General features: G+C 46.0%; 19 protein-coding genes. 8 read left to right on the plus strand and 11 right to left on the minus strand.

Going from position 1 to position 25285, the window contains the following annotated elements; all coding sequences use genetic code 11:
* Positions 1-282 precede the first annotated feature (282 nt).
* The 3 genes from DTQ70_RS24550 to DTQ70_RS24560 all read left to right on the plus strand — a co-directional run bounded on the left by DTQ70_RS24550 (position 283) and on the right by DTQ70_RS24560 (position 4728).
* A complete protein-coding gene (locus DTQ70_RS24550) occupies positions 283-1095 on the plus strand; it encodes a DUF2490 domain-containing protein (RefSeq protein ID WP_164490193.1) in 813 nt (270 codons plus the stop codon).
* A gap of 21 nt (positions 1096-1116) precedes the next feature.
* The gene (locus tag DTQ70_RS24555) at positions 1117-2538 is read left to right on the plus strand and encodes an inorganic phosphate transporter (protein WP_122933242.1); all 1422 of its coding nucleotides are present in this window, start codon (positions 1117-1119) and stop codon (positions 2536-2538) included.
* Positions 2539-2700: 162 nt separating this feature from the next.
* Positions 2701-4728 (plus strand): OmpA family protein, encoded by a 2028-nt coding sequence (locus DTQ70_RS24560; RefSeq protein WP_122933243.1) that lies wholly within the window; start codon positions 2701-2703, stop codon positions 4726-4728.
* Between the two features lie 104 nt (positions 4729-4832).
* On the opposite strand, the gene DTQ70_RS24565 is transcribed toward DTQ70_RS24560, so the two are convergent.
* Entirely contained in the window at positions 4833-8216 is a 3384-nt protein-coding gene (locus DTQ70_RS24565) for a glycoside hydrolase family 2 TIM barrel-domain containing protein (RefSeq protein WP_122933244.1), read from the minus strand.
* A 280-nt stretch (positions 8217-8496) separates the two neighbouring features.
* Here DTQ70_RS24565 and DTQ70_RS24570 point away from each other — a divergent pair, with 280 nt between their 5' ends.
* Entirely contained in the window at positions 8497-9273 is a 777-nt protein-coding gene (locus DTQ70_RS24570; RefSeq protein WP_122933245.1) for a type III pantothenate kinase, read from the plus strand.
* Positions 9274-9318: 45 nt separating this feature from the next.
* On the opposite strand, the gene DTQ70_RS24575 is transcribed toward DTQ70_RS24570, so the two are convergent.
* The 7 genes from DTQ70_RS24575 to DTQ70_RS24605 form a co-directional block, all read right to left on the minus strand.
* On the minus strand, positions 9319-9888 hold the full coding sequence (locus tag DTQ70_RS24575) for a hypothetical protein (RefSeq protein ID WP_122933246.1): 570 nt from the start codon (positions 9886-9888) through the stop codon (positions 9319-9321).
* Positions 9889-10063: 175 nt separating this feature from the next.
* A complete protein-coding gene (locus DTQ70_RS24580) occupies positions 10064-10723 on the minus strand; it encodes a DUF2490 domain-containing protein (RefSeq protein ID WP_122933247.1) in 660 nt (219 codons plus the stop codon).
* A gap of 114 nt (positions 10724-10837) precedes the next feature.
* Positions 10838-11497 carry a DUF4956 domain-containing protein gene (locus DTQ70_RS24585; RefSeq protein WP_122933248.1) on the minus strand — a complete coding sequence of 220 codons (660 nt, stop codon included), beginning with the start codon at positions 11495-11497 and terminating at the stop codon, positions 10838-10840.
* The gene (locus DTQ70_RS24590) at positions 11466-12302 is read right to left on the minus strand and encodes a polyphosphate polymerase domain-containing protein (protein ID WP_122933249.1); all 837 of its coding nucleotides are present in this window, start codon (positions 12300-12302) and stop codon (positions 11466-11468) included. Before DTQ70_RS24590 ends, DTQ70_RS24585 begins: the two co-directional genes overlap by 32 nt.
* Entirely contained in the window at positions 12250-12732 is a 483-nt protein-coding gene (locus DTQ70_RS24595) for a hypothetical protein (protein WP_122933250.1), read from the minus strand. Before DTQ70_RS24595 ends, DTQ70_RS24590 begins: the two co-directional genes overlap by 53 nt.
* Before the next feature lie 7 nt (positions 12733-12739).
* Positions 12740-14233 carry a CotH kinase family protein gene (locus DTQ70_RS24600; protein WP_229600007.1) on the minus strand — a complete coding sequence of 498 codons (1494 nt, stop codon included), beginning with the start codon at positions 14231-14233 and terminating at the stop codon, positions 12740-12742.
* Between the two features lie 49 nt (positions 14234-14282).
* Positions 14283-15767: a CotH kinase family protein gene (locus DTQ70_RS24605; protein WP_122933252.1), complete on the minus strand. Its 1485-nt coding sequence runs from the start codon at positions 15765-15767 to the stop codon at positions 14283-14285.
* Positions 15768-15970: 203 nt separating this feature from the next.
* Here DTQ70_RS24605 and DTQ70_RS24610 point away from each other — a divergent pair, with 203 nt between their 5' ends.
* Positions 15971-17059 (plus strand): sensor histidine kinase, encoded by a 1089-nt coding sequence (locus DTQ70_RS24610; RefSeq protein ID WP_164490194.1) that lies wholly within the window; start codon positions 15971-15973, stop codon positions 17057-17059.
* Positions 17056-17778 (plus strand): LytTR family DNA-binding domain-containing protein, encoded by a 723-nt coding sequence (locus tag DTQ70_RS24615; RefSeq protein ID WP_122933254.1) that lies wholly within the window; start codon positions 17056-17058, stop codon positions 17776-17778. Before DTQ70_RS24610 ends, DTQ70_RS24615 begins: the two co-directional genes overlap by 4 nt.
* On the opposite strand, the gene DTQ70_RS24620 is transcribed toward DTQ70_RS24615, so the two are convergent.
* A complete protein-coding gene (locus tag DTQ70_RS24620) occupies positions 17764-19731 on the minus strand; it encodes a gliding motility-associated C-terminal domain-containing protein (RefSeq protein WP_164490195.1) in 1968 nt (655 codons plus the stop codon). The genes DTQ70_RS24615 and DTQ70_RS24620 overlap by 15 nt on opposite strands.
* 151 nt (positions 19732-19882) lie before the next feature.
* Between DTQ70_RS24620 and DTQ70_RS24625 the strand changes: the two genes are divergently transcribed.
* Positions 19883-21130 carry a bifunctional 3,4-dihydroxy-2-butanone-4-phosphate synthase/GTP cyclohydrolase II gene (locus DTQ70_RS24625; protein WP_122934546.1) on the plus strand — a complete coding sequence of 416 codons (1248 nt, stop codon included), beginning with the start codon at positions 19883-19885 and terminating at the stop codon, positions 21128-21130.
* Between the two features lie 64 nt (positions 21131-21194).
* Here DTQ70_RS24625 and DTQ70_RS24630 read toward each other — a convergent pair whose 3' ends face one another.
* Complete coding sequence (locus DTQ70_RS24630; RefSeq protein ID WP_122933256.1) at positions 21195-21851, minus strand: hypothetical protein; 657 nt, start codon at positions 21849-21851, stop codon at positions 21195-21197.
* A 79-nt stretch (positions 21852-21930) separates the two neighbouring features.
* Positions 21931-22641: an ATP-binding cassette domain-containing protein gene (locus DTQ70_RS24635; RefSeq protein WP_122933257.1), complete on the minus strand. Its 711-nt coding sequence runs from the start codon at positions 22639-22641 to the stop codon at positions 21931-21933.
* A 142-nt stretch (positions 22642-22783) separates the two neighbouring features.
* Between DTQ70_RS24635 and DTQ70_RS24640 the strand changes: the two genes are divergently transcribed.
* Positions 22784-25273, plus strand: a complete 2490-nt coding sequence (locus tag DTQ70_RS24640; RefSeq protein ID WP_164490196.1) for a T9SS type A sorting domain-containing protein — start codon at positions 22784-22786, stop codon at positions 25271-25273.
* The last annotated feature ends 12 nt before the right edge of the window (positions 25274-25285 follow it).

Genomic DNA, 25285 nt, shown 5'->3' on the forward strand with positions numbered 1-25285 from the left:
CCTGCACTGACACCATTTTTGAATCGAAAATTGACCAAAGACAGCAATAAAATTCTGACATCGCTTTCAAAAAGAGACTGCTAAGTAAGAAACTTCGAGCTTGTTGTGCTTGAATTTAACAATTTGGTAATACTCGACACATACTTACTACACACTCTCATTCTTAATTTTGCACATCATTCAATGACATCAATTCGTTGTTTGCTGTTCTGTACGTCAGAACACATTTTTTTACCGAACAGAACTTTCATTCTAAATTTTATCGGGGCGCTTTTCCTTATTATGGTTTCTACCTCTTTGCCATCCGTTTCACAAAGCCCACGACGCTATTATCACATTGCGAATGGTTGGACAGATGTGAACATCTCGGGGAAAATTGCGGGTAAATTTTCTTGGCAGTTAGAAAACCAGCACCGTCGTCAGGATATGCAAGGAGCATACAAATCAGAAACGACCACGGGCAACCCCTACAATAACCTCAATCAGCACATTTTTCGCCCGTTTATTCATTACCAAGTCAATCCCAACGTTCGAGTATCGTTGATGCCTTTCGGATGGATTGGTTCCAATCGTTTTGCTGAGGGAAAGCCGTTTGCATTTTTCTCGGAATTGCGCGTGTCGCCGCAAGTTATTCTGACCCAAAACCTAGGACGTCTTCGGGTTGACCACCGTTTTCGCTATGAGTTTCGTTGGCTGGGTAAAAACCAAGAACTGAACGATAAATCGTTTGTGTATGGTGGCGACTTTTCGGAAACGAGCTACCGCGAGCGTTTTCGCTACCAAGCTAAGCTGACCTGGCCGCTTAACCACGCCCAAATGGCAGACAAAACTCTGTATGCACAAGCATACAACGAGCTTTTTGTAAATATGGGAAAGAATATCAGTAACCTACATTTATTTGACCAAAATCGGGTATTGGTTGGGTTGGGTTATCGCCTCAATCACCACTATAGCGTGGAAGCATCGTATATGCAGCAAACCATTTTTAGATTTAACAATACCGACAAGAACAACGTCGATTTGAATAATATTTTGCAACTGAACTTTGTACTGTCCAATGTGGAATCGCTTTTTAAAAAGAAGGCGTCTCATTAATTCACTTTTATTTAAAAAATCATGTTTGGCTTAGAGACTGACATCTTCATCCTCCTGTTTATCTGTATCTTGTGCGCTTGTGCATTTGAGTTTGTGAATGGTTTTCACGACACTGCCAACGCCGTAGCTACGGTTATTTATACCAACTCACTCAAGCCAACAACGGCGGTAGTGTGGTCAGGATTTTGTAATTTTTTAGGGGTACTCTTGGGAGGAATTGCCGTGGCGATGGGTATCGTCAACTTGCTGCCCGTGGAGCTACTGATAGATCAAAATATCTACCATAGCATTGCCATGGTGTTAGCGCTGCTGTTGAGTGCTATCATCTGGAACTTTGGTACGTGGTATTTTGGCTTGCCAGCATCCAGTTCGCACACCTTGATTGGGTCAATCTTGGGGGTTGGTTTGGCGTTTTCGATGATGCCCGAGGCGGCCGACGGCGCAGGGGTTAACTGGAGCAAAGCAACCGAAATCTTTGCTTCATTGTTGCTTTCTCCGTTGGTAGGTTTCAGCTTGGCGGTGGTGTTGATGTTTACATTGCGTCGTGCTCTTAACAAGGAAGCACGCGAACAAGTATTTAGCGAACCTAAGAAAACCCAAGAACCTCCGACTTGGATTCGTGCGATTTTAATTTTGACTTGCACGGGCGTGAGCTTTTTTCATGGCAACAACGACGGACAAAAAGGCGTCGGTTTGGTAATGTTGATTTTGATTGGGGTCGTACCTGCTTACTTTTCGTTAAACGACCAGATTGATCCACGTATGGTAAAAGATAACTTGGTGGCGATTGAACAAACGATGAGCAAAATTGACACAACACTGCTGGGAATTGAAGACAAAAAGCGTTTGGCAAAAGTCAACGGTAGCACCAAAGATTTGATGAAAGTGATTAGCGCAGCCGACTCAGCGGGACATATAGAACCCAACGCACGCCTAGAAGCTCGTCGTGATATTTTGGTGATTAACAGCAGTTTGAAAAAATTGATGGACAGCGAGTCGGTGAGTATGAGCGACCAAGACAAGAAAATCATCAAAGAAAACACGGACGACAAAAAAGGACTTCGCCGTTTGACAGATTACGCACCTTTTTGGGTGGTATTGATGATTTCGTTGTCGTTGGGCTTAGGGACGATGGTCGGTTGGAAGCGTATTGTCGTGACAGTAGGCGAAAAAATCGGTAAGTCGCACTTGACGTATGCCCAGGGTGCTTCGGCCGAATTGGTGGCAAGTATGGGTATCGGGATTGCTTCGGGTTTTGGATTACCAGTAAGTACGACCCACATGCTTTCGTCGGGGATTGCGGGTACGATGGTGGCCAGTAAAGGGATTAAAAACCTCCAAGCCAAAACCGTGCGTAATATCTTGATGGCTTGGGTGCTTACTTTGCCTGTCTCGATTTTCTTGTCATTTACCTTGTATGTCTTTTTCCGTTGGATTTTCTAAGCTAAATAGCTTACAATAAAGAACGCTGACAGTATTTTTAAGCTGTCAGCGTTTTTTTATGATATAGAACCAATGCAACATTTCAGCAACTTTTAGCGTTAAAGTTTAGCAGAAAAAAACGATTTCGTTAAATTAGCCGCTTACGTTTTGTCCCGATCGCTTATGCAAAAGCATTTCTTTATACCCAGTTTGGCCTTTGTGGGTTGCTTAACCCTCTTCACGGCTTGTAACTCCACCCAGTCAATGTTTAAGGAGGGTATTTCTAAGTTTGACAAAGGGGAGTATGAGTTGGCTATCAAAGACCTCCGCACCGTTGCAAATGCTAACTACGAACCCTCGCGTACCAATTACTTATTGGCCGAATCGTACCGTTTATCTAACCGTTTCGAGTTAGCCGCTCCTTACTACAAAAAGGCGTTAGAAGCGGGCAATCCTGACCCCGAAATACCTTTCCATTATGCGTACATGCTCAAAGCCTCGGGCGAGTACGTGGAGGCCGCCAAGCAATTGGAAAAATATTTGGCCAGCAATCCTACTAACAAAGTAAACGTGGAAAAGGCCAATCGGGAGCTATATACGCTGCGTTCGATTGACGTTTTGCGAGATAAAAAGACGTTTTATCGGGTGCAAAACCTCGAAAAGTTGAATACCGCAGGCGGGGAATATGGCCCTTTCGTAAAAGATGGAAATCTGATTTTTGCCTCTACTCGAAAAAATACCGCTTACAAAACAAATGGTATGCCGATGTTGGGGATTTATAAAGTAAAACTCGCCGACGAGTACGCCGAAACCTCAGGTGAAGCCGAGCCATTTAGCCCTGCGTCTTTCTTGGAAGGTGTCAACGAAGCCGACGTGACTTTTACCAAAGATGGCAAAACTGTGGTGTTTTCGCGTGCCAATACGGGGGGCAAAAAAGGAACGGCCGACTGCGATTTGTACCTGAGCCGTTTGGTCAGTGGAAAGTGGTCAGAACCGCGCATGATTCCCGTGAGTGACTCCGCTTCGTGGGACGCTAACCCTGCTTTCTCGCGCGATGGACGGACGTTGTATTTCTGTTCTAATCGCCCAGGCGGAGTGGGAGGAATTGACATTTATCGGGCCAACATGGATGCCTCGGGGCGTTTTAGTAAGCCCGTTAATATGGGCAAAGACATAAATACCCCAGGCGACGAAATGTTTCCTTACGTAGGCCCCGACTCAAAACTTTATTTCTCTTCGGATGGCCATCCAGGACTAGGGAAATTGGATGTGTTCGTCGCTACCCGTTCGCAAGGAGTGATTACGGTCGAGAACCTTGGGCCACCAATCAACACCCGTTTTGATGATTTTGGAATGGTATATGTCGATGATGAAATGCGTTTTGGCTTTTTTGCTTCTAACCGTACGGGTGGAAAAGGCGACGATGATATTTATCTTTTTGAGGATGAAAGTGTGGGACTGGATTCGACGCAGTTGGCCGAATTGGAAAAGTTGCCGATTGATGACCCACGCCGCCGTACCGTTGGTAAACCTGAGCCTCCTAAAATCGTTAATTATTTCTTAGCAGGAACGGTAAGTTCAAACGATACGCCTGCTGCAACGCTTGATTCGGCCATTGTGAAAATGTACGAAGTAAGCTCGGATAGCTTGGTAGGACAAGGAATCAGCCGCGATGGAGGTATTTTTGGGACGTTCCCCTTGGAAGAAGGGAAAGATTATACGCTTTTGATTGAACGTAAGGGCTACATCACAAAACGCGATGCTTTCTCGATGGCAGGAAAGGCCATTCCGCAGATTTTTCGTAAAAAACTGACGATGGACACGACCTTTTACGTAGCGTTCAAACTTGACCGTTTGGCGCTAAACAAGACGTTTGTGCTTGAAAACATTTATTACGATTTGGATAAGTTCAACATCCGCGCTGATGCTGCCGTAGAGCTTGACAAGCTGGTTCAGATTTTGAAAGATAATCCAACGGTAAAAATTGAATTGAGTTCACATACCGACGACCGTTCGTCAGATGCGTACAATAATAAACTTTCACAAAATCGTGCGCAGTCGGCTGTTGATTACATTGTCTCAAAAGGTGTTGAAAAAGACCGATTGGAGGCCAAAGGATACGGCGAAACGCGCTTGATTATCAAGAAAGCACAAACTGAAGAAGAACACCAAAAGAACCGTCGTACAGAGTTTACGATTTTGAGTTACTAAGTAGCGCGGTTATCTGTTATTGGTGAACCAACAAAAAGCCCAACTCCTCGGAGTTGGGCTTTTTGTTGTGGAGAGGGTTGCTCACAACCCGACCACTCACTACACTATCTCTTACGCTTCTTTTTAGAAGAAGACTTTTTACGATAGCTTTTTTTCTTGGTGTATTTGCGTGCTTCTGCTTTGCGAATCGCAGCTTCTTGGGCGTCAAGAGCTTCTTGTCCTGACAATTCTTCTTTCACAATTGACGCGGGAGCCCCTAGCTCTGAAGTTGCTTGTGATTGAACAGCTATTTCTGGTAATACCGATTGGGTAATCACATTCAACGATGTACCCGCATCAAATGGCCGCAAACGGAATGAGTAAGCGTATTCTTTATCGGTCAAAAGGTACTCTTCGTGCGTGCGTGGTGTCCAGCTATCGTCACCACCTAGCCCCATTAATTTATAATCAAAATTCAACACACTCACCTGTCCGTGGGGAAGTTGCTGCGTAGTTTTTGCGGCGAGTAGGTCGGCGTCTGTATAGTCGTGAGCGCTAAAATTAAACGCTGGACTGCCCATTACAGCCAATCCAAAACCAACCGAATCCGTCACGGCAGCCCAGCGAACATCGCTTTTGTTGCCGTTTTCTTGCGCCATAATGTAAGGGAAATGCTGGCTGGCAATGGTACCGCTGTATTCACCAACCTGCGCGGCCGAAAGGCGGTCGGGGTAGCTTTCAAACGGCCCGCGTCCATACCACGTAAGGTTACGGAACGAAGCAGGAAGTTGCATTTGCATTCCCACTTTGGGAAGTGGAGGTACGTTGTTGCCATTGACCGTAATGGTGTTTCTGACGTCAATATCTCCTGAACCAAAGACAGTATAAGTCGTTTTTACGACAAAATTGACCCCTGCACGACCTACCCACGTGCTTTGAGTGTGAATTTTTGCGACAGAAGGGCTTACTTGCTCAATACGAATATCACCCCCTAAACGGCGAAGGCTGTCTAACCCTGCAGCTCTCCAACGTGCTGCAAAGGAGTCTTTTCCGCCCCCTTCGTCATTGTCGGTAGGCACTCGCCAAAAGTTAGGCTGGAGCGGTTTGGCGATGAGTTCACGGTTTTTGTAAATAAAAGAACTGATACCCGCTACTTTGCGGTCGAAGATGATTTTGAACTGGGGATTGGTCAACTGAATCCCTCCGCCACGAACCAGCCCTACCTTGACAGTCGCATTGGCTGGCCACGTCACCACCGTTTTGGCCGTTGGGTAGCTATTTTTGATGTATAGTTGTTCAAAAGCCACTTCGTGCCCTGCTTGCGCCCATGCGGTGTTTTCTTTGAGTTTGACACTAAGATTTAGAAAATACTCCCCGCCCGAAGTCGGCATAGAAAAGGGAATAGAAAGCGATTGGTTTGCGCCAGGGGCAGCATTGAGGTCATTGATGTCGCCTTGCTGTACAACTTTGCCGTTTTCGAGAAGCTGCCACGTCAACTTGAAAGGCTTTAAGCTCAAGAAATTGTAGGTGTTTTGGAGTGTAATGGCTTGATTTTGGGCCGAAAGCGTATCTTTTGGCGAAAACTTGATGTATTGATATACGTGTTTTACTTCGTTGATTTCGGGCTGAGGCGTGCGGTCAGGATTAACCAAACCGTCGCCTGCGTTGGCGCCATCAATGCGATTAACGTGATCGATGTACCAATTTCCCGCTTTGTCTTTGAGGGTTAAACCTTGGTCCACCCAATCCCACAAAAACCCACCTTGCATTCGGGGGTTTTTGTCAATAAGCTCCCAGTAGTCGCTCAAATTTCCGACGCTATTTCCCATCGAGTGCGCGTATTCACAAATAATCAACGGGCGATTAGGGTCTTTTTTGGCCATGGCTTCCATCACTTTGACCGAAGGATACATCGTGCCGTTGATGTCGTACTTCGTCACGGGCTGATCCACGTCTTCAAAGGTTTTGGGGTAGTTGGAGCGACCTTCGTAGTGCAGCGGACGGGTAGGGTCGATGAGGCGGATGATTTCGGCCATGCTGTCAAAATTTCCACCCATTCCTGATTCATTTCCCAACGACCAAATGACGATAGAAGGGTGGTTTTTATCACGTTCCACCATGGCTTTCCCACGGGCTACAAAGGCGTCTTTCCAGTCGGCGTTGGCCGCTAAAACAATTCCTTTTTGTTGCCAAAGCTCGTGGCTTTCGATATTGGCTTCGTCGATGACATACAGACCGTATTCATCGCACAGGTCATACCAAAGTGGGTCGTTGGGGTAATGTGAGCTACGAACGGCGTTGATGTTATGCTGTTTCATCAACACAATGTCTTTAATCATGGATTCGCGACTGATGACACGACCTGTGTTTGGGTCAAACTCGTGGCGATTGACTCCCTTAAATTTCACCGCTTTGCCATTGACCAATAGCTGACCATTGCGAAGATTCACTTCACGGAAACCAACGCGGGTACTTAATATTTCAGCGGTACGCCCTTCGCCGTCTATCACTTGAATGAGTAATTTGTAAAGATTGGGTGCCTCGGCGCTCCACAAAGCGGGGGAAGTAATGGGTACGTTTAAATTTAGGTATGACTCGTCTTTCGGATCCATCATTGGTACGTTTCTTACCAAATCGTCCTGTACAAGGCGGCCTGAAGGATCGTAGAGTTTGAACTTAACTTGGTATTTATCTTGCACTTGCGACGAAAAGTTTTTAACAAAAGCCGCCACTTTTAGCGTTGCATTTTGGTAGTTATCGTCCAAATCAGTCACTACGTAGTAATCGCGAATGTGAATCGTGGGGGTGGCATAAAGATAAACATCGCGGAAAATCCCCGATATGCGCCAAAAATCTTGGTCTTCGAGGTAGCTACCGTCCGACCAGTTGATGACCTGAACCGTCAGCTGATTGTCGCCGCCGCGTAGGTATTTGGTGACATTAAACTCAGCGGGCGTCATTCCGTCTTCGTGATACCCCACCTGAAGGCCATTTACCCAAACATAGCAAGCCGACTGAACTCCTGCAAAATGCAAGAAAACGTCGCGGCCTTGCCAGTTGGCAGGAAGGCTAAATTGGGTGCGGTACAACCCCACGGAGTTGGTATCGCTGGTGATGCGCGGCGGAGAGGCAGGAAACGGGTGCTTGATGTTGGAAAAAATAGGGCGGTCGTAAGGGCGGCCTTCGCGAGCGCCTACCACTTGCCAATTGGACGGCACGGGCAAATCGTCCCAAGTAGAAGTATTGACATTTTGTTGGAAAAAATCACCTGGAACTTTTGAAGGATGCGATACCCACTTGAATTTCCACGTACCGTTGAGTGATTTGACGTAAGGAGAAGCCGCTCGGTCAAATTTCAGCGCTGAGGCTTCGTCGCTGAAAGGAACAATCGTTGTATGAGGGCGTTCGGTATTTCTACTAATGACAGCAGGATTTTCCCAATCGGGTAAATCTTGGGCAAATCCAATACAAGGAACGAACAAGGATAAAAAAACGCTTAATTTGCGCATAAATCAAAAGCGGTTAGATTCAAGAAACGCTAGTAAAGAATAAAATAAAAAACCTTGTTTTAGGTAAAAACAGCTGATTATCAGTATTTTGTTTTGTCTAAAAAAAGGAGTAGCGTCATCATTGGTTAATTAATAATTTACAAAATAAAGGCTCTTTGGGCAGAACCAATAAGAATAAAACGAAAAAAGAAGCGTAAATATTGGGTACTCGTTTTACCCTACCTGCTTTCTTGAATGGAATCCGCTCGCAAATTTCAATCATTCTAACCTCAATTGTATCATGCTTTTAGCCGTTGATGTAGGCAATACTGACACCGTTTTTGGCGTATGGCAAAACGATGAATGGACGCATATTTTTCGGGTACGTTCGCTCACCGATGAAGCAGCGCCTCACTACGAAACCAAACTTCGCCTTCATTTTTTAGAGGCAAATTTGTTGATTTCGGACGTACAAACGACGGTACTGAGCAGTGTCGTACCACCGCTGACGCCCGTTTTGCGGAGTATGTTGTCGGGGCTTTTTGGGATGCCGCCCGTGGTCGTTGGGCCAGAGGTGTATCCTGGACTAAAAGTAGAAATCGATCATCCGCACGAGATAGGAAGCGACTTGGTGGCCAACGCCGTGGCGGCTTATACCAAGTATGGACGCAATGCGGTAGTGGTGGATTTTGGGACGGCGCTTACGTTTACGACCGTCTCGGGTGACGGACGGATTTTGGGCGTAGCCATTGCTCCTGGGCTAAAAACTGCCGTCAAAGCCTTGTTTTCAAACACGGCTCAGCTCCCCGAAGTGCCCCTCAAATTGCCCGAATCGGCCATTGGTAAAAACACCACGCACGCGATTCAGGCGGGGATATTGCTCGGCTACGAGAGCTTGGTGCGTGGCATGATTACGCGGATTCGACGGGAACTCGACGGCGACTGTATCGCCTTAGCAACGGGTGGGCTTTCGTCGATTATTGATACCCTTCACGGCGAGTTTGTGGAAGTAAACCGCAGTCTTACCCTCGATGGCCTACGCATCATTGGAGAACGCGTATCGGGGCTTTCAAGATAAAGACTTTGCCTCGTGCCCATTATTCACAGGTTTCTAGTCTGTTTACTAAAGATGAAATAGGGCTTGTACCTGTAGCGAAATCTTATACGACTGATAGTTGGTCGGTATGAAATTATTGGGTCGAGGTATTACTTCTTTTTGGTACTGCGGCTGAATAATCCAACTTACCCGTGAATTAGGCTTATAAAGTAACCCTGTACCAAGGATAATGTCTAACGATGTGGAGGGATTGGGGCGATAAGTAGAAGGAGTGGCTATGATTGTACCGACAGAAAAATAGGGAGCAAAAGTATGATGAATTGCTTTGTAATTTAGTAAAATTGGGACATTCCAGTAACCCCGTTTTTCTATTTTTTCATTGGGCTTTAAATGAATTTGATGGTAGTTTACCCCCGTCGAAACAGACCATTTTGAAGTGAAGGAATAATATCCCAAGATGCCCACCAATGGGCCATATCCTCGGTCATGAGAAGCTGGATTTAAAAAAGAATTGCGTGAGGTTATATTGACTTGAATAAAACCTACGACAGGAGCTATGGCAAACCGACTTTGTGCCTCTGTTCTGTTTATGACAAAGAATAAACAGAACAAGACTGATTTTTTGAAAACTTTCATAACGAGAGAATCGCTAATGTTTATCAAAAATGGGGAAATCTCTTCGCAGAGAAACAACTTCTTAGCTACATAACGCTAAATGGAGACTTTTAGCCTAAACGTACAAAGAAATAGCCTCATAGAGAGGTGATAATAGCACAATGAACGGTTAGCAGTGGTTAAAAGTTGACAAAACTCAAAGCTTCAACTTATACGAAACACCAATTAAAAAACGATTCTCTTGACTACCTTGAAGTCGGTAATCCGTAAAGCCTGAAACATCAATTTTGTTGCGTTTGTTGATGGCAAACTCAATCCCGCCTTTGTTTCGCATTTGATCAAAACCAACGCCGCCTAACTGGTAAAAAAAGTCCGTCGAAACGTAGGGGGTGAAGCGCGATTGGTTGGGGTAAGACACTTCAAATTTGTTACGCACATAGCTTTTGTCGTTTTCGAGGCCGCTATCGTCGTCCATAAACTGGTTTTGGTATCGCAAACGGTAATCAAATTTTAGCTTCCAAATTTTACGGTCGTAGGCAATGTCGGCATAAAAACGGTGGTAAGGACGGTATTCGTAGCCTGTTTTATCGTCATTTCTCTTTCGACGACCTATAAAACGATAATATCCGCTTACTTCCCAGCGCTTGTTAAGTTTGTACGATACGCCAGCTTCGCCCAGGTATGCCCGTAAGATGGAAACGTTATCGGTAAAACGGAACTGTGTATTTACACTCACTGAAAGCGATTTGGTGATTTTTTTCTCCACACCTACTCCCGACCACAAACCAATGTCCGTTGCTTGGGCTTTTCCCAAAAACGGTAAACATACGAAGGCTGCGATTGCTATTTTTTTCATTTTTTTGACGGTTTCCTGTTTTTAGTTTTGGGTTTACTTCTTGCCTCCTTCGAGCGGGTTATGAGCAACCCTTAGCACGGCACACGGCTTGCCCCTCGCTATTTGCCCCTTGCACTATTCGGTCGGGTTGTGAGCCACCCTTAGCACTTGATTTTTTACCGTTCCTTGGTAATAAAAAATCATGATAAGTGCCGAGTCCTTCAAAAAATCCATCGTTTGAACTTCTACGCGGTGTACGGCCAAGCCTGTTCGGACGCGTAAGTCTTCCAATAATTCTTCCTGACGCTCGGGCGTGATGAGCTCGATGCGGTCATACTGGATGTTTTTGGTCAACTCTCTTTTGATAAGCAAATTTCCTTCCAAAAGCCACACCACCAATAAAATCATTCCGTTAACTAATCCTAATTCGTCCCAACTACCTTTGATAATGGCCGAAATCAATCCCACCGAAATCACGATAAACAAGTACGTCATGTCTTTGGCTGACAGCCCCTCGGTGCGGTAGCGCAACATTGAGAAAACCGCAAATAACCCAAAAGCAGCTCCCATCGACATTTGTACTTTATTGAGAAGGTACGTGATGAGAAAAATCACGATATTGAAGCCAAAAAATGTCAAAAATAAGTCGGTGCGGCGGTAAATACGGTAATAAATGAGGCGCACAAGAATCGTTGTGGTGAGTACATCAACGAGCAAACGTACAAAAAACTTTTCGGGTAGTTTATTAAACCACTCAAAGGTATCAGGCGTGGTGAGTTCTTGCAGAAAAAGCATGCGCTAGTTTGTGTAAATGATTGAGTTTTGATTTAAACCGATTGTACTTGACGTGGTTGTAAAGGCTGATAATGCCCAGGCAATATTTACTAATTGACCCTTCTCTGAGTTTATACTTTTTCATCAGATCCAGAAAAAACGAGTGTTTGAGCGACTCTTGCTTTACTTCGGCGACGACAACTGGAGCATAATTTTTAACTGTCTTTTCGTTTCGAAACGTCAGGTTTAAATCCAGCGTAAGCCGTTCGGCAGTAGTTCTACTTACAAGGGTCATGCGGGTATAGTCCACCCACAAAACGGGCTGTAAGTCGGTGGCAGCAAACGGCGTCAGCCGTTGTAGGAAACCACAAACATTATCTTCCATCTTTTCGCCAGGAAGTTGTTGTTGGCGTACTCGTGTTTTGATGGTACGCCCTTTATTATTCTTAAATTTAACTTCCGTAAAAATGAGGTTTGATTGCACGTAGTTACGCTGACGAATCTTGTAGCGATTAAGCCTTCCCGACTGATGTTCGTGATAAAGTTGCAAGGATTCGGTATCAAAATACAACGTTTCATAGTCGGCCAGTCGCAAGCCATTTACTTCCAAAATGCGGTAATGAGGAAGCAAATCGGAGAGAATCACTGAGAACATTCCGAGCGGAATCACAAACTTGGCGTCGGTACGGTTCATCAGCTTTACACTGTCCATTTCGGCCAACGAAATCGCTTCAAACGCCTTGGCTTGCTGCTTGATTGCCTCAAACAACTCCTCAGTCGTCGTAACGGTATTTTTTAGTTTGAATGAGTTTGCCTTTGCCGTCATAAGTTTTCTTTTCCAATTTGAGGCCACGTCGGTCGGCAACAAAAACCGCACGACTAACCAGTTGATTTTTTGAATTGAATTCTGACTCTTCGATTTTTTCGCCTAGTTCGTTGTATTTATAGACTTCTCGTTTGAGTTGGTGATTGGTAGCATCGAAGGTAATTTCCTGCGTTTTGTTATCGAATTTGTCAAAGATGCGTACAATACGTTCTTCTATTTTGCCATAGTTATCGTACTTCACTTCTTCGATGACGTTGCCGTCTTTGTCAAACTTTTTGTACGAATTATTTCTGGTAACTTCCTTTCCATCAACGACTTCGACGATGGTTTCGGTGGTAGAAACAATGTCGTACTTTTTTACTTCCTTTTTGCTTTGTGCCCAACCAACGGATATGCTCAATAAGGCCACAAAGATGCTACTGTTCGACATATACTTTTTATTTAAGGAAAGTATTAACTGCTTGGTTTCGAGTGACAACATGCTGTTTGAGTTCGGCCAAAGATGCCGTAAATGCGGTAGTACTTGTGAGGTTGGTGTAAGGAGAAACCTCTTTTTCGGTGCCTGTCACGTACGGCGTGACGAGCGTTGTATATTTTTCAAACAACTCGTTCATTTTGGCAGTGGTGAAAACATTATCCGCAAACGAACGCACGTACTGTTTGTATTTGGCGTAATAAACGGGATCAGCGGCGACGTTGCGAATGAGCGGCCAACCCGTGCCTACTTCGGTCATGGCCAACGACACGGCCGAACGGCTCATTCCTCCGCCCGTTGCCGAGCTAGTCATCGACATGTTGTGATCCCACGGAATCCACGTCAATTTGTTCGTTGGCGAGTTGTACAAGTAATAATTGTGCGCCATCGCTCCGTACGAGTCCCAATTGACAATGGTGTTGTTGATGGCCAAATACTTTAAATAATTATCAACGTTGAAAGTTTTTTCGAGATTAGCGCGCCACTGTGCGGCGTTGGTGGTGCGGTCGGTACTATTGAGGGCCGTGACAAACGCCTGAACATCGCTGTAATCAGCCGCAGTTTCGTTATTTTTCTTTTCAAACTGTGATTGAACAAACGACTGAAATGTCGATTCTGGTTTGTAAATATTTCCTTTTGTTTCGCCAAATTGGTCTTTTACCATCGTATCGTCAATAATCTCTACCATGGTATATATGCCACAGTACTTGGCTCCTTCGCCAAAGTTGATATATACTTTATAGAAGGCCGTACGAGCGGCAGCTACTCCTCCCATGCGAAAAATATCGGCCACTACTTTTTCCCGAATTAGCGAGTTATCTGCGTACGCAGGCGACATCGACAATTCTTTGAAACCGTATAAGCGCTGGTTGTTAATTTCTGGATATTTGTCTTCAAATTCATCAAACTTTAGTCGAAAGGGGAGTTTATAAATACCAGCGCCCCAAGTCGAAGAAAGACTTGAATTGCCTTTAAGGCGGAATCCTACCTTGTTCCATGCTTTTCCGTTGAATTTGAGGGTAGTAGCTACGTAGATGGGGGTGCCACCGATGAGGTCGAGGCCACCACCGCCAGGGGCGCCACCGCCGTTTCCTCCGTTGGGTGGGTTGCCGCCTGGTACTCCGCCGCCACCTTGTGAACCGCTGCTACGCGTGCCAAAAGCCGTTCCTGTGAGGGTTTGCATATCGGTTTTGATGGCTGTCCAATCGGCGGCCGTCATCGTGATTTCGAGGGTATTAACTTGGCTTTGTGGAAAGACAATGTCATAGTTGGGGGTGCCATCGCCACTGTGCGACTCGGTTGTCCAGTCGGGGTTGGCGGTTTCGGCAGTGCCATCGCCAGGGGTTACTTCCTGCACTTTATCTTTGCAAGAAGTGACAACAAAGGCCATGAGTGCCACAAAAATCGTGGAACGAACAATTTTCATAGAGGTGTCAGAATATGAGTTTAGAGGCATCGGTATCAATGAGGTTTACGTTAAAAGAAATAGTTACGTTGCAAGAGGGCTAGGGCTTTTGTAAAAACGCTTCTACTTTTTGGCGTTGGGAGGCTACATATTGATTCAATTGTTCAAGCGAACGGCCGAAGTTTGTCACATCGCGCAGTTGAGAATAGGGTCGTACTTCTTGACCCTCTACATAAGGGGCGATGAGTCGATGTTGACGTTCCAATAACTTTTTCATGTTGGTAGTTGTAAATAGATGTTGGGTAAACTCTTTGACGTAATTTTTGTACTGCACAAAATAGACAGGGTCATCGGCTAGGTAGCGAATCAATGGCCATTGCTTACTAACGGACGAGAGGTCGAGGGAAACATTCCCGCCAAATCCGCCTTTTTTACCTCCCATCGGCGGCGGCGGAAAGAACCCTTCAGAAGGGGCACTACTTTCATTGCGCGCCATTGCAGAAGGAAACATTCCACCACCGCCACGGTTCGAAAGGGCTTCGTTGTTGTCCCACGGAATCCATGTAAGCTTTTTGGTAGGAGAATTGTACAGGTAAAAGTTGTGAGCCATGGCTCCGTAGGTATCCCAATTGCCAATGACGTTGTTGATGGCCAAATATTTTAAAAAATGATCGACATTGAACGTTGCTTCCAGTTGTGAACGCCATTGGGCGGGGGAAGTAAGTCGGATTGAGTCGTTTAAGGCTGCGACAAACGCCCGAACGTCGCTGTAATCTGCCTGTTTTTTATTATTTTTCTTCTCAAACTGCGCCTGATTAAACTGTTGAAAAGTAGATTCGGGTTTGTAAATATTTCCTTTGGTATCTCCAAATTGAGTACCAACCATCGTGTCGTCAATAACTTCTACCATGGTATAAACGCCACAGTATTTCAAGCCTTCTCCAAAATTGATAAATACGCGATAAAAAGCCGTTTGGGCGGCGGGAACGCCGCCTTGGCGAAACAAATCAGCGGCTACTTTTTCGTGTAAAAGTGAGGGGTCGTTGGCGGCAGGTGACATCGCTAACTCATGAAAGCCGTAAAATGAGGGCTTTGTTGCCCCTTTAGGTGAAAATTTATCAAACGATAATCGAAAAGGTAATTTGTAAATGCCTTGCCCCCACGACATCATTAGGGTAGAATTGCCTTTCAATCGAAAACCAACCGAATTCCAATTTTTGCCGTTGAATTTTAAAGAAGCGCTGACGTACTCAGGTTCACTTTGGCCAAAATGAGCAGGGCCTCCACCCATGGGGACGCCACCCATAGGAGGGGGAAAAGCACCGTTTTTAGGCATTGGCCCTGGAAATCGACTTCCTTTTCCAAACTCGTTTCCAAATTTCTTTTTCATATCAGTTTGTACACTATCCCATGTGGCTTTCGTCAACGTAATTTCGAGGGTATTGACCCGATTTTGAGGAAATACAACCTCGTAATTGGGCAGGATTGGCTTCTTTTTGGAGGTAGAAGTGTTGTTTTGGCTTGTGCTTTGGAAGGAAATCCAACAAAGTAAGCCGAGCAAAAAAAGATAAGGTGTGCGTTTCATCGGTTATGGCGGTTTTAAAGGTGATTACCGCCAATGAACGCAAGATGTGGCAGCTCTTGCCGTATGTGCCTACAAATACTGGATATGTGTAGAAGAATGTTAAGAAATTGTTAAGTTTGGCAAAGGCTCTACACAAACCACTGATAAATAGACACATTGCAACGAAGGTGGGTAGAAAAATGTATAGCTATGAAAAGGGTTTTATGAAGTATTTAGAACGATATAACGGGTGGCTGCACCTAATAGGTTGGGTAGTTTACATTGCCTCTCCGTTGCTGTTTTTTTCCTTTTCAAACACGTGGTTTCCGCCTAATTTTGGCAGTTTTTTGCTGAGTAAGCTGGCAGGTGATGCCTTGTTGATTGCCTTTTTTTACCTCAATCTCCAACGCTTAATCCCGAATCTGCTGTCTAAAAAGGATGTGATTGCGTACGTGGGAGCAGTGGCAGGGGCATTGTTGATTTATTTGATTGCCAACGATTTGCTGATGCAGTGGTGGCGAATGAATCGCCCTCCGATGCTTGGGCAAGTACCTCCGCCGATGCCACCACCCTCGGGAAGAATGCCCGTTCGGCCTCCTTTTGGGGCGATAGGGCCTCCACAAATCACTGCTTTTTTGTCGTTTTGTTTGATTACGTTGGCCAGCTCGATGATTGCCTTGGTGCGTGACCGTTTGCGTGAACGGGAAGAAAAACAACAGATTCAATTGGAAAAAATAGCGGCCGAATTGGCCGTGCTGAAACTCCAAATCAGCCCACATTTTTTGTTTAACACCCTCAATAACATTCGTTGGTTGACGCGCCAAAAGTCGGATAATGCCGAAGAAGCAGTGGTGAAATTGTCGCAGTTGCTGCGGTACGTGATTTATCAGGCCAACCACGAACGTGTGCCACTGACGCAAGAAATTGAACACTTGCAGCATTTTATAGACCTCCAAAAAATGCGACTGACCGAGCAAAACTCCGTCTCGTTTGTGTGCGAAGGGGCGATTGAAAGGCATCAAATTGAACCTTTATTGTTTCTGCCATTTGTCGAAAATGCGTTTAAATACGGTCTGCACAGTCAACAAAAAAGCGATATTTTGATTGGCTTTCGGGTGGACGAAAACCACCTGTTGTTTTTTGCCGAAAACCCCATTTTTGAAAATAACCTACCTAAAGAAGGGGCGTCGGGACTAGGAATTAAAAATGTGGAACGCCGCCTAGCCCTGCATTATCCACAGCGGCACGAATTGCATATTTACACCAACGCCACTACATTTCGAGTGGAACTATCCCTTGAATTAGCCCCATGACGCAAATACGCTGCATAGCCATTGACGATGAACCATTTGCTTTGGCGATTTTGGCCGATGACCTTCGTCGGTTTCCATATTTAGATTTACAAGCTACTTTTTCCAATGCCTTCGATGCTGATTTGTGGCTTAAAACCCATTCGGTGGACCTCATTTTTCTGGATATTCAGATGCCTACGTTGACAGGGACGCAATTTTTACGCGGACTTTCACAACCGCCAATGGTGATTTTTACGACGGCCTATGAGCAGTATGCTTTGGAGGGTTTTGAACTAAATGTCGTGGATTATTTGCTCAAACCGATTCCGTTTCAACGTTTTGAAAAAGCAGTATTTCGGGCCAAAGAATTGTTTGAATTGCGTCAGAAAGAGGAGACGCCAGCGGTCGCGGAACGTGGTTTTTTCTTTGTTTTTTCGGAATACAAAGAAATCAAGATTTATTTCGATGAAGTAAATTACGTGGAAGGGCTCAAAGACTACGTCAAAATTTACACCACGCAGCAGCCGAAACCGATTCTGACGCGCCTGAACCTAAAAGCCATGGAGGCCAAACTGCCCGAAATGCAATTTGGCCGCGTTCATAATTCGTTTATTGTCGCTTTTGAACGGATAACGGCAGTTCAGAGAGCCAAAGTCCACTTAGGTAATGTCGAAATTCCGATTGGGAATCGCTACATAGCTGAGTTTGAGCAACGGTACCGAAAACTATCGAGCGAGTAAGAGTGTCCCGATTTTAACAAAATTTTTACCAAGTAAATCACTCACTTCAATCCGATACACGTAAGACCCTTCGGGTGCGGGTTGTCCGTTGAGCATTCCGTCCCACCCTTTTTTTATCGCATCATCGGATTCAAAAAGCACTTCACCCCATCGGTTATAGACAATCAGTCTTGAGGTATTGACAAATTGTCCTTTCATCGCAAAAAAGTCGTTGACCGTGTCTTGGTTAGGAGAAAACGCATCGGGAATGAAGACAAGGGCATTGCGGACAAAAACGTAAGGGTTAGAATAACTTATTAACCCCGAAGACCCTTGTGGGTAAGCAAGTATTCGGTATCTAAACTGTTGTTGGTCAGGATTATAAGTGTCAGGGTTGAAACTAGAGTTTCCTCCCAAACGAACTTGGTCAACAAGAACCCCTTCCTCGTTCAATATTTCTAAAGCGTAATAGCCAATCGGAAACAAGAAAGGTGAGTCAACAGTCCAGTCAACGGTTGAGCTTGTTTTGGAATATAAGTGAATTGAACAAACGGGGTCGCTTGGCTCGGAGCGATTTCCGCAACTGTTTTCGTATTGAACTTTATAGCAGTACGACTGAGCATTGGGGTTGGCGGTGGGGTCAATAAATGTCAATTGGTTATTGGCAATCCCCACCTCTTGATAGTTATTGCTGCCATTCTCGGCGCGTAAAAAAATGGTTTTGAACCGAGAAGGACTAGCTCCCGAAGCTGGTGGATTGGTAATACGTACTTCTACTTTTTGTTCTTCTTCTAGGACTGAAGCCACGACGTTGGTAATTTTTGATGGAACATCGCTAGAAATGGCTTGAACACAGCGAAGTTGCGAAACCGATTCAACGCCTCCCGCCAATGTCACCGTAACTTGATAACAATACTGATTTCCGCAGGTCACGTTGCGGTCAGTTTGGGTTGTTGTGGTACGATTCGTGACTACTGGGCTAGGGGTTCCGTTGAGATTAACGCGGTAATTTTGAAATGAGGCCGCGTGCGGATATTCTTTCCAAGTGAGTACGTTTTGTTGGTTTTGAGCTACAACATCTAAGCTCGTGGCACATACCACGCTGGAAGTAGTGGTGGTATTGTCGCAAACATCGCTAGTACTTAGGCGAAAACAATACGGATTTTGGGCAGCGTTGATGTTCCGAATTGTCACCGTAGTGGTATCGTTGGTGGTCGCACTTTGGCCTGTGTTTCTAAACGTTCCCGTGGCACCTTCGTCGATTTGAATGTCGGCTTTGATGCCCGCGCTACCTCTGACAAGCACATCCACCGTGCCGTCGGGGCGGGTAGTTACTTTGCGGATTGATACGCCCGTTGCGGTAGAAGTATTCAAAACCACATTGGTGTCTTTTTTACAAGTAAGTGGAATGTTGCCAGGTGCAGTACCCGTTACCGAAATGGTCGCGGCATTGGCAGTAGCAGGGTAAGCATAAGAAATAACGTAAGGGCTGTTGGCTTTGGAAACGGGAATAAAAACACCTCCTCCAAAATTAACCAAAAAAGATTCGTAGCCTTTGGTGGTAGAATCGTCGGCGATTGTGACTACCACTTTGCGTCCACTACAGACTTGTACCTTATAATTGGGCGCTGTGACAGCTTCGACTACGCGGCAGGCGATGGCTCCAGTCCCCCCCGTGCTTACAAGCTGGAGAATGGTATATTTGCCAAGTTTTGTATAGCGATGTGACGTGGTGGCAGTAGCCGTGTAAGGCGCTTTGGTAGGGTCGCCACCTTTGTAATCATAAATGTATTGGGCATTTTCTCCCACCGTTTTTTCTACATTAACATCAAATAAAAGGCACCCAACGGACGAGCCTTTTACGATGAATCCGCCCGTACCAATTGCAGCGTTTCGTTGAGCAGGGTCACAATAATCTTGCCCCAAGACGGCTAGGCTTACCAAAAAGAAAAAAAGTACAAGAGTTGATTTCATAGATTTATGATTTCCGATTTCCTTCTCCCCAAAGAACGTATCTTTGCAAAAGGTTGTTTTACTAACAAACTTACCACGAAAAGAATTACACGCACTACACAGAATCGTAAACATAAAACGTTGTTTTTCGCAAACTATTTTTATTTGATACATGGATAGCAATAATAATACCAATTCCATCAAGCTCGATACCATTGAATCGGCGATTGAAGACATTCGAGCAGGGAAAATCATCATTGTGGTCGATGATGAAGACCGTGAAAATGAAGGAGACTTCATTTGTGCGGCCGAAATGACCACGCCTGAAATGGTGAACTTCATGGTAAAAGAAGGCCGAGGGCTCATGTGTGCCCCCCTTACCGTGGAGCGCTGCGAGGAATTGGGCCTCAAAATGATGGTGGGAGATAATACTTCTACGCACGAGACACCGTTTACCGTATCGGTCGATTTGCTGGGGCACGGCTGTACGACAGGGATTTCTGCTTCCGACCGTTCTAAAACCATTCAGGCACTGGTGGATCCCAACATTCGTCCCGAAGAATTAGGTCGTCCCGGACATATTTTTCCGCTTCGTGCCATGCCTGGCGGCGTACTTCGTCGCACGGGTCATACCGAAGCTGCCATTGATTTTGCCCGTTTGGCGGGTTTAAAACCTGCGGGAGTATTGATTGAGATTTTGAACGAAGACGGTACGATGGCGCGTTTGCCACAGCTGCGCGAATTGGCCGATAAGTTTGATATGAAGCTGGTGTCTATCAAAGATTTGATAGAATATCGCCTTCAAAAAGAAACCCTTATCAAGCGCGAAATCGCCGTTGACATGCCGACCGAATGGGGGCATTTTGACATGATTGCCTTCCGCCAAATCCATACCGATGAGTTACATTTAGCCCTTATTAAAGGTACGTGGGAAAAAGATGAACCCGTATTGGTGCGCGTTCACTCATCGTGCGTGACGGGCGATATTTTCGGGTCATGCCGTTGCGACTGCGGGCCGCAATTGCACGCGTCGATGGAAATGGTTGAGCGCGCGGGCAAAGGCGTGGTGGTGTATATGAACCAAGAAGGGCGCGGTATTGGACTTATCAACAAACTGAAAGCCTATAAGTTACAAGAAAATGGCTTGGATACTGTTGATGCCAATATTGCCCTTGGATTTAAAATGGACGAGCGCGATTACGGCGTAGGCGCACAGATTTTGCGCGATTTGGGATTGAGCAAAATCAAACTCATTTCCAACAACCCTAAAAAACGGGTGGGTTTGATGGGTTATGGCTTAGAAATCGTCGATTGTGTACCCATCGAAATGCCTGCGAATGAGTACAATGAAAGGTATTTGAAAACAAAACGTGATAAAATGGGGCATCGCCTCACGCAGTTTGCAGCTGTGAAAGAATAAATGTCGAGGGTAGAGTGTCGAATGTACTTTTTATTCGACACTCTACCCTCGACATTCAAAAACACTAAAACAATACGGCTCGAATTACCAATGGACTCGAAGTCGGATAAATATTCTCCGCAGGATACGAAGGGTTCACTAAGTTGTTGTAACTTAGGTTATACAACAACATCAGGTTAAACGCCTTTATAAAACGCCCGCCAATCGGAGTGGAGTACGAAGCTCCCACCATGGCCGAATTTATCCATGTACGGCGACGTACGCCGCTCGCATTGTAGTCGCGGTATTGGACGTTAAGCGACTCGAATTCAGCGTTTAAGTTGATACTTTCGTAAACATTAAACATCCCAAACACCCGCCCGCCGTAATTATCGTAGCTACTTTTAAGGGTAGGAGAATAGCGGAGTTGGGTGTACTGATACGTAACCCCTCCCCCTAACGAAAGGCGATTAGTAACCTGATACCCTGCCACGGGCGAAACCCCAATACTGGTCACAGTTCCAAACGACAGTGGGCCAATACTTCCACCCAAACGGAGGCGGTCTAAGGGCGAAGGAGGACGTGCTGGCTCTTGGGTGCGAGGTGGGGCATCTAATACTTTAATGGGGCCGTCATTATTGGGTCGTACTGGTGGTGGAGGTGCGTCGGGGTTGGCGGTCTGAGCGGCGGCTCCAAATGCCCATAAGGAGGCCACTACCAATCCCAAAAATAATTTTCTCATAGTCTCAAATATAAAAAACGTTCTAAAGAGATTACGTTCAAAGGAACAATTCTGTTTCAAAAACGAAAAAAAAGAAGGGCTATTGCGTGGTAAGCTCTCGGAAGACTTCTTCTAGCGGTTTGCCTTCGTTACGTAAATCGGCAAGGGTGCGATTGGCTACGACTTGCCCCCGATTGATAATGACGGCACGGTCGCAAATGGCTTCTACTTCTTGCATAATGTGCGACGAAAAAAGAACCGTTTTTTCTTTTCCAACGCTTTTAATGAGTGTCCGAATCTCAAGAATTTGGTTGGGGTCGAGCCCCGTGGTGGCTTCGTCCAAAATCAAAACGGGTGGGTTATGAATTAGGGCTTGGGCCAAACCAACGCGTTGCCGATAGCCTTTGGATAATTGTCCAATTTTTTTGTTTTGTTCAAGCCCTAGCCCACATATTTCTATCATTTCACTCACCAGTTGGCGCAATTTTTCACCTTTGAGGCCATACAAAGCTCCCACAAAACGCAAAAATTCCTTGATATACATATCGGTGTAAAGCGGATTGTGTTCAGGTAGATAGCCAATCGAGCGGCGTACTTCCATCGACTGCTTCGCTACGTCAAATCCACAGACTTCTACGCTTCCGCTGGTGGCGCTGAGGTAGCCCGTCGTGATTTTCATGGTCGTCGATTTTCCCGCGCCGTTAGGCCCTAAAAATCCCATGATTTCTCCAGGCTTTACGTCGAAGCTAATGTCGTTGACGGCTTTTTGAGCGCCGTATAGTTTAGTGAGGTGTTGTATCCGAATGGACATGATTTTTCAGAATTGGGGCGAAAATACAAATTTCTCGTTTAGGGTCTTGTATATTTGCTTGATAGAAAACTACAAAGAGAAGGGATTGTTGTATTGCAATGGCATAATTTTGGCGTATAACAATGTAACGGACTTGCGTTTTATGAGATTGTTTAAACGGACTGGGGTTTTATTGTTTTTAGGCGTAATCGCTTGGATGAACACGTGGGCACAAACCCCGACGATTACCACAACGGACGTCAGCGGGGCAGCAGCCTGTGCTGGGGCAACTTTGTCGGTGGCGTTTACACCAACCAATGTCCCCACACCAGCCAAACGTACTTACACGGTACAATTATCAGGAACGGGAGGGACGTTTACGAGTCCCACGGCGTTGGCATCGGGAGCAACTAGCCCGATTGTAGTTACCTTACCCGCAACAGCTCTTGGTGGGGAGTACCGCTTGCGCGTTGTTTCGGATACGACGGGCATCACGTCGGTGCCAACTTCTATTTTTACCATGCTCAGACGCCCCACTGCCACGCTTTCGGGCGATACCACGATTACGTTGGGTGGCACGGCGACTTTGACGGTCGCTTTTACAGGAAATGGCCCTTGGACTTATACATTTACCAATACCAACACAGGCACCACGCTCACAAATCCGCTCAAAGGCATTGTGCAACCTACTGTGAGTACTACCTATGCCCTTCAGTCGGTTAGCAATGTGTGTGGTGCGGGTACCGTTGCGGGCAGTGCGCGAGTACGTGTTTTACCCACTATCACTTCTACGTTTGCAGCTACTTCCGTTTGCGCAGGTGCAACGGCCACGGTGTCGTTTGTCACCACGGGCACGTTTGAATCAACGTCTGCTGTAACCTACACGGCACAGGTATCAGACTCGACGGGAAGTTTTACCGATCCCGTTGCGATTGGAACGGGCACCGCCAGCCCATTGCAAGTTACTTTTCCAGCTTCGTTGTTAGCAGGCAAAAACTACAAAGTACGCGTTATTGCTAGTGCCTCTGCCTCTTCGGTGAGTAGTGGCGTGTTTGCGGTACAAGCCTTACCGACGGCTACCTTGAGTGGCAGTACAACGATTGGGGTAGGAGAAAGCGCAAAACTCACGTTGGACTTTACTGGAGAAGGCCCTTGGACGTACGTTCTATCTAATGACCAGACGGCTACAGTGAATACGACTCCTGCCCAAGTGACGGTCAGCCCTACGACAACGACAACCTATTCTGTTAAATTAGTTCGTAATGCGTGCGGAACGGCCCCCACGTCCACAAGTACTGTTCAGGTCAAAGTCAATCCTCGGGTGAGTGCAGCCGACGTGGCCTTGGGTTCGGTTTGCGTCGGAAGTGTCATAAGTTTGCCTTTTGTGGTAACGGGAACTTTTGAAGGCGCAGTTACTTATACCGTTCAGCTCTCAGATGCAACTGGTTCGTTTACAGCACCTCGTGCGCTTGCAACGGGAACGAGTAGCCCAATTTCAACGACGATTCCTGCCAACGTTGCGGCGGGGGCGGCGTATCGTTTACGGGTAGTTGCCAGTGTGACCTCAACATCGGTCAATAGCGCTTCTTTCATAATAAAAGTTAGACCAACGGCGGTATTGTCGGGCGCTGCTTCGGTCAATTTTGGTGAATCAGCTACCTTGCCTGTGACATTAACGGGCGATGGCCCTTGGTCGCTTGCATTGTCAGACGGAACCACTGCAACTTCGGACGTAACTCCTGCGCAAGTAACTGTAAAACCCACTCAAACGACGGTTTATCAACTAACTTCGGTGCGAAATTCGTGCGGTGAAGGTACTGTTTCGGGGATTGCGTCGGTGACGGTCATTCCGCGCGTAATCACTGAAAACATTACCTCGGGTATTTGTAGTGGAAAAGAGTTTGAGGTTAAATTTTCTCTTGGCGGCGGAACTCTCCCTGCCAATACCGTATTTCAGGCGCAGTTGTCGGACAGTTTAGGAAGTTTTACCAATGCGGTTAATATCGGGACGGGAAGTCGTAGTCCTATTTTAGCCAATATCCCCGTGATTCCGAACGCCAACGGTTACCGTATTCGGGTCGTAGTGGTAGGAAGCACAACGATTACGGCGCAACCGACATCGCCCTTTTTGCTAGGACGCCGCCCTACGGCCGCACTGAGTGGAGGTGTAGCGACACCGCTCAAGCCTGGGGATGAATTATTGCTGGTAATTCAGTTTACTGGCGATGCCCCTTGGACCTACACAATGTCGGATAATACGACAGGGACAACCAACGAAACTCCCGTTTTGGTCACTGTCAAACCCACTTTACCAACGACTTATACCCTCAGTTCGGTGAGTAACTCGTGCGGAACGGGCACGGTATCGGGCAGTGTGACAGCCAATGTGGTGATTACGGGGATGGAGGAAGAACGAGAAAAAATCATTGTAGGGCCTAATCCATTGACCGACCGACTACGGCTAACCATTGGCATTCCTACGGCGACCGAATGGCAGATAATAGATGTACAAGGGCGCGTGTACCAAAGCCGTCAGTGGGCTGCAGGCGAATACCGAGACGAAATCAATACCCAAGCTTTGCCAAATGGATTGTATTTTCTTCGAATAAAAGTAAGTGATAAATGGCTTGAACGTAAGCTGTTGAAGCAATAGAAAAAAATTAAC

The sequence above is a fragment of the Runella sp. SP2 genome, assembly GCF_003711225.1.
Classification (GTDB): domain Bacteria; phylum Bacteroidota; class Bacteroidia; order Cytophagales; family Spirosomataceae; genus Runella.

Bases quoted from the DNA above. Each gene is read 5' to 3' on its own strand.
- DTQ70_RS24550 (WP_164490193.1), top strand. From the start codon at position 283: ATGGTTTCTACCTCTTTGCCATCCGTTTCACAAAGCCCACGACGCTAT.
- DTQ70_RS24580 (WP_122933247.1), bottom strand. From the start codon at position 10,723: ATGAAAAAAATAGCAATCGCAGCCTTCGTATGTTTACCGTTTTTGGGA.
- DTQ70_RS24595 (WP_122933250.1), bottom strand. From the start codon at position 12,732: ATGTCGAACAGTAGCATCTTTGTGGCCTTATTGAGCATATCCGTTGGT.
- DTQ70_RS24575 (WP_122933246.1), bottom strand. From the start codon at position 9,888: ATGAAAGTTTTCAAAAAATCAGTCTTGTTCTGTTTATTCTTTGTCATA.
- DTQ70_RS24585 (WP_122933248.1), bottom strand. From the start codon at position 11,497: ATGCTTTTTCTGCAAGAACTCACCACGCCTGATACCTTTGAGTGGTTT.
- DTQ70_RS24560 (WP_122933243.1), top strand. From the start codon at position 2,701: ATGCAAAAGCATTTCTTTATACCCAGTTTGGCCTTTGTGGGTTGCTTA.
- DTQ70_RS24570 (WP_122933245.1), top strand. From the start codon at position 8,497: ATGCTTTTAGCCGTTGATGTAGGCAATACTGACACCGTTTTTGGCGTA.
- DTQ70_RS24630 (WP_122933256.1), bottom strand. From the start codon at position 21,851: ATGAGAAAATTATTTTTGGGATTGGTAGTGGCCTCCTTATGGGCATTT.
- DTQ70_RS24555 (WP_122933242.1), top strand. From the start codon at position 1,117: ATGTTTGGCTTAGAGACTGACATCTTCATCCTCCTGTTTATCTGTATC.
- DTQ70_RS24640 (WP_164490196.1), top strand. From the start codon at position 22,784: ATGAGATTGTTTAAACGGACTGGGGTTTTATTGTTTTTAGGCGTAATC.
- DTQ70_RS24625 (WP_122934546.1), top strand. From the start codon at position 19,883: ATGGATAGCAATAATAATACCAATTCCATCAAGCTCGATACCATTGAA.
- DTQ70_RS24590 (WP_122933249.1), bottom strand. From the start codon at position 12,302: ATGACGGCAAAGGCAAACTCATTCAAACTAAAAAATACCGTTACGACG.
- DTQ70_RS24605 (WP_122933252.1), bottom strand. From the start codon at position 15,767: ATGAAACGCACACCTTATCTTTTTTTGCTCGGCTTACTTTGTTGGATT.
- DTQ70_RS24600 (WP_229600007.1), bottom strand. From the start codon at position 14,233: ATGCCTCTAAACTCATATTCTGACACCTCTATGAAAATTGTTCGTTCC.
- DTQ70_RS24615 (WP_122933254.1), top strand. From the start codon at position 17,056: ATGACGCAAATACGCTGCATAGCCATTGACGATGAACCATTTGCTTTG.
- DTQ70_RS24635 (WP_122933257.1), bottom strand. From the start codon at position 22,641: ATGTCCATTCGGATACAACACCTCACTAAACTATACGGCGCTCAAAAA.
- DTQ70_RS24620 (WP_164490195.1), bottom strand. From the start codon at position 19,731: ATGAAATCAACTCTTGTACTTTTTTTCTTTTTGGTAAGCCTAGCCGTC.
- DTQ70_RS24610 (WP_164490194.1), top strand. From the start codon at position 15,971: ATGAAGTATTTAGAACGATATAACGGGTGGCTGCACCTAATAGGTTGG.
- DTQ70_RS24565 (WP_122933244.1), bottom strand. From the start codon at position 8,216: ATGCGCAAATTAAGCGTTTTTTTATCCTTGTTCGTTCCTTGTATTGGA.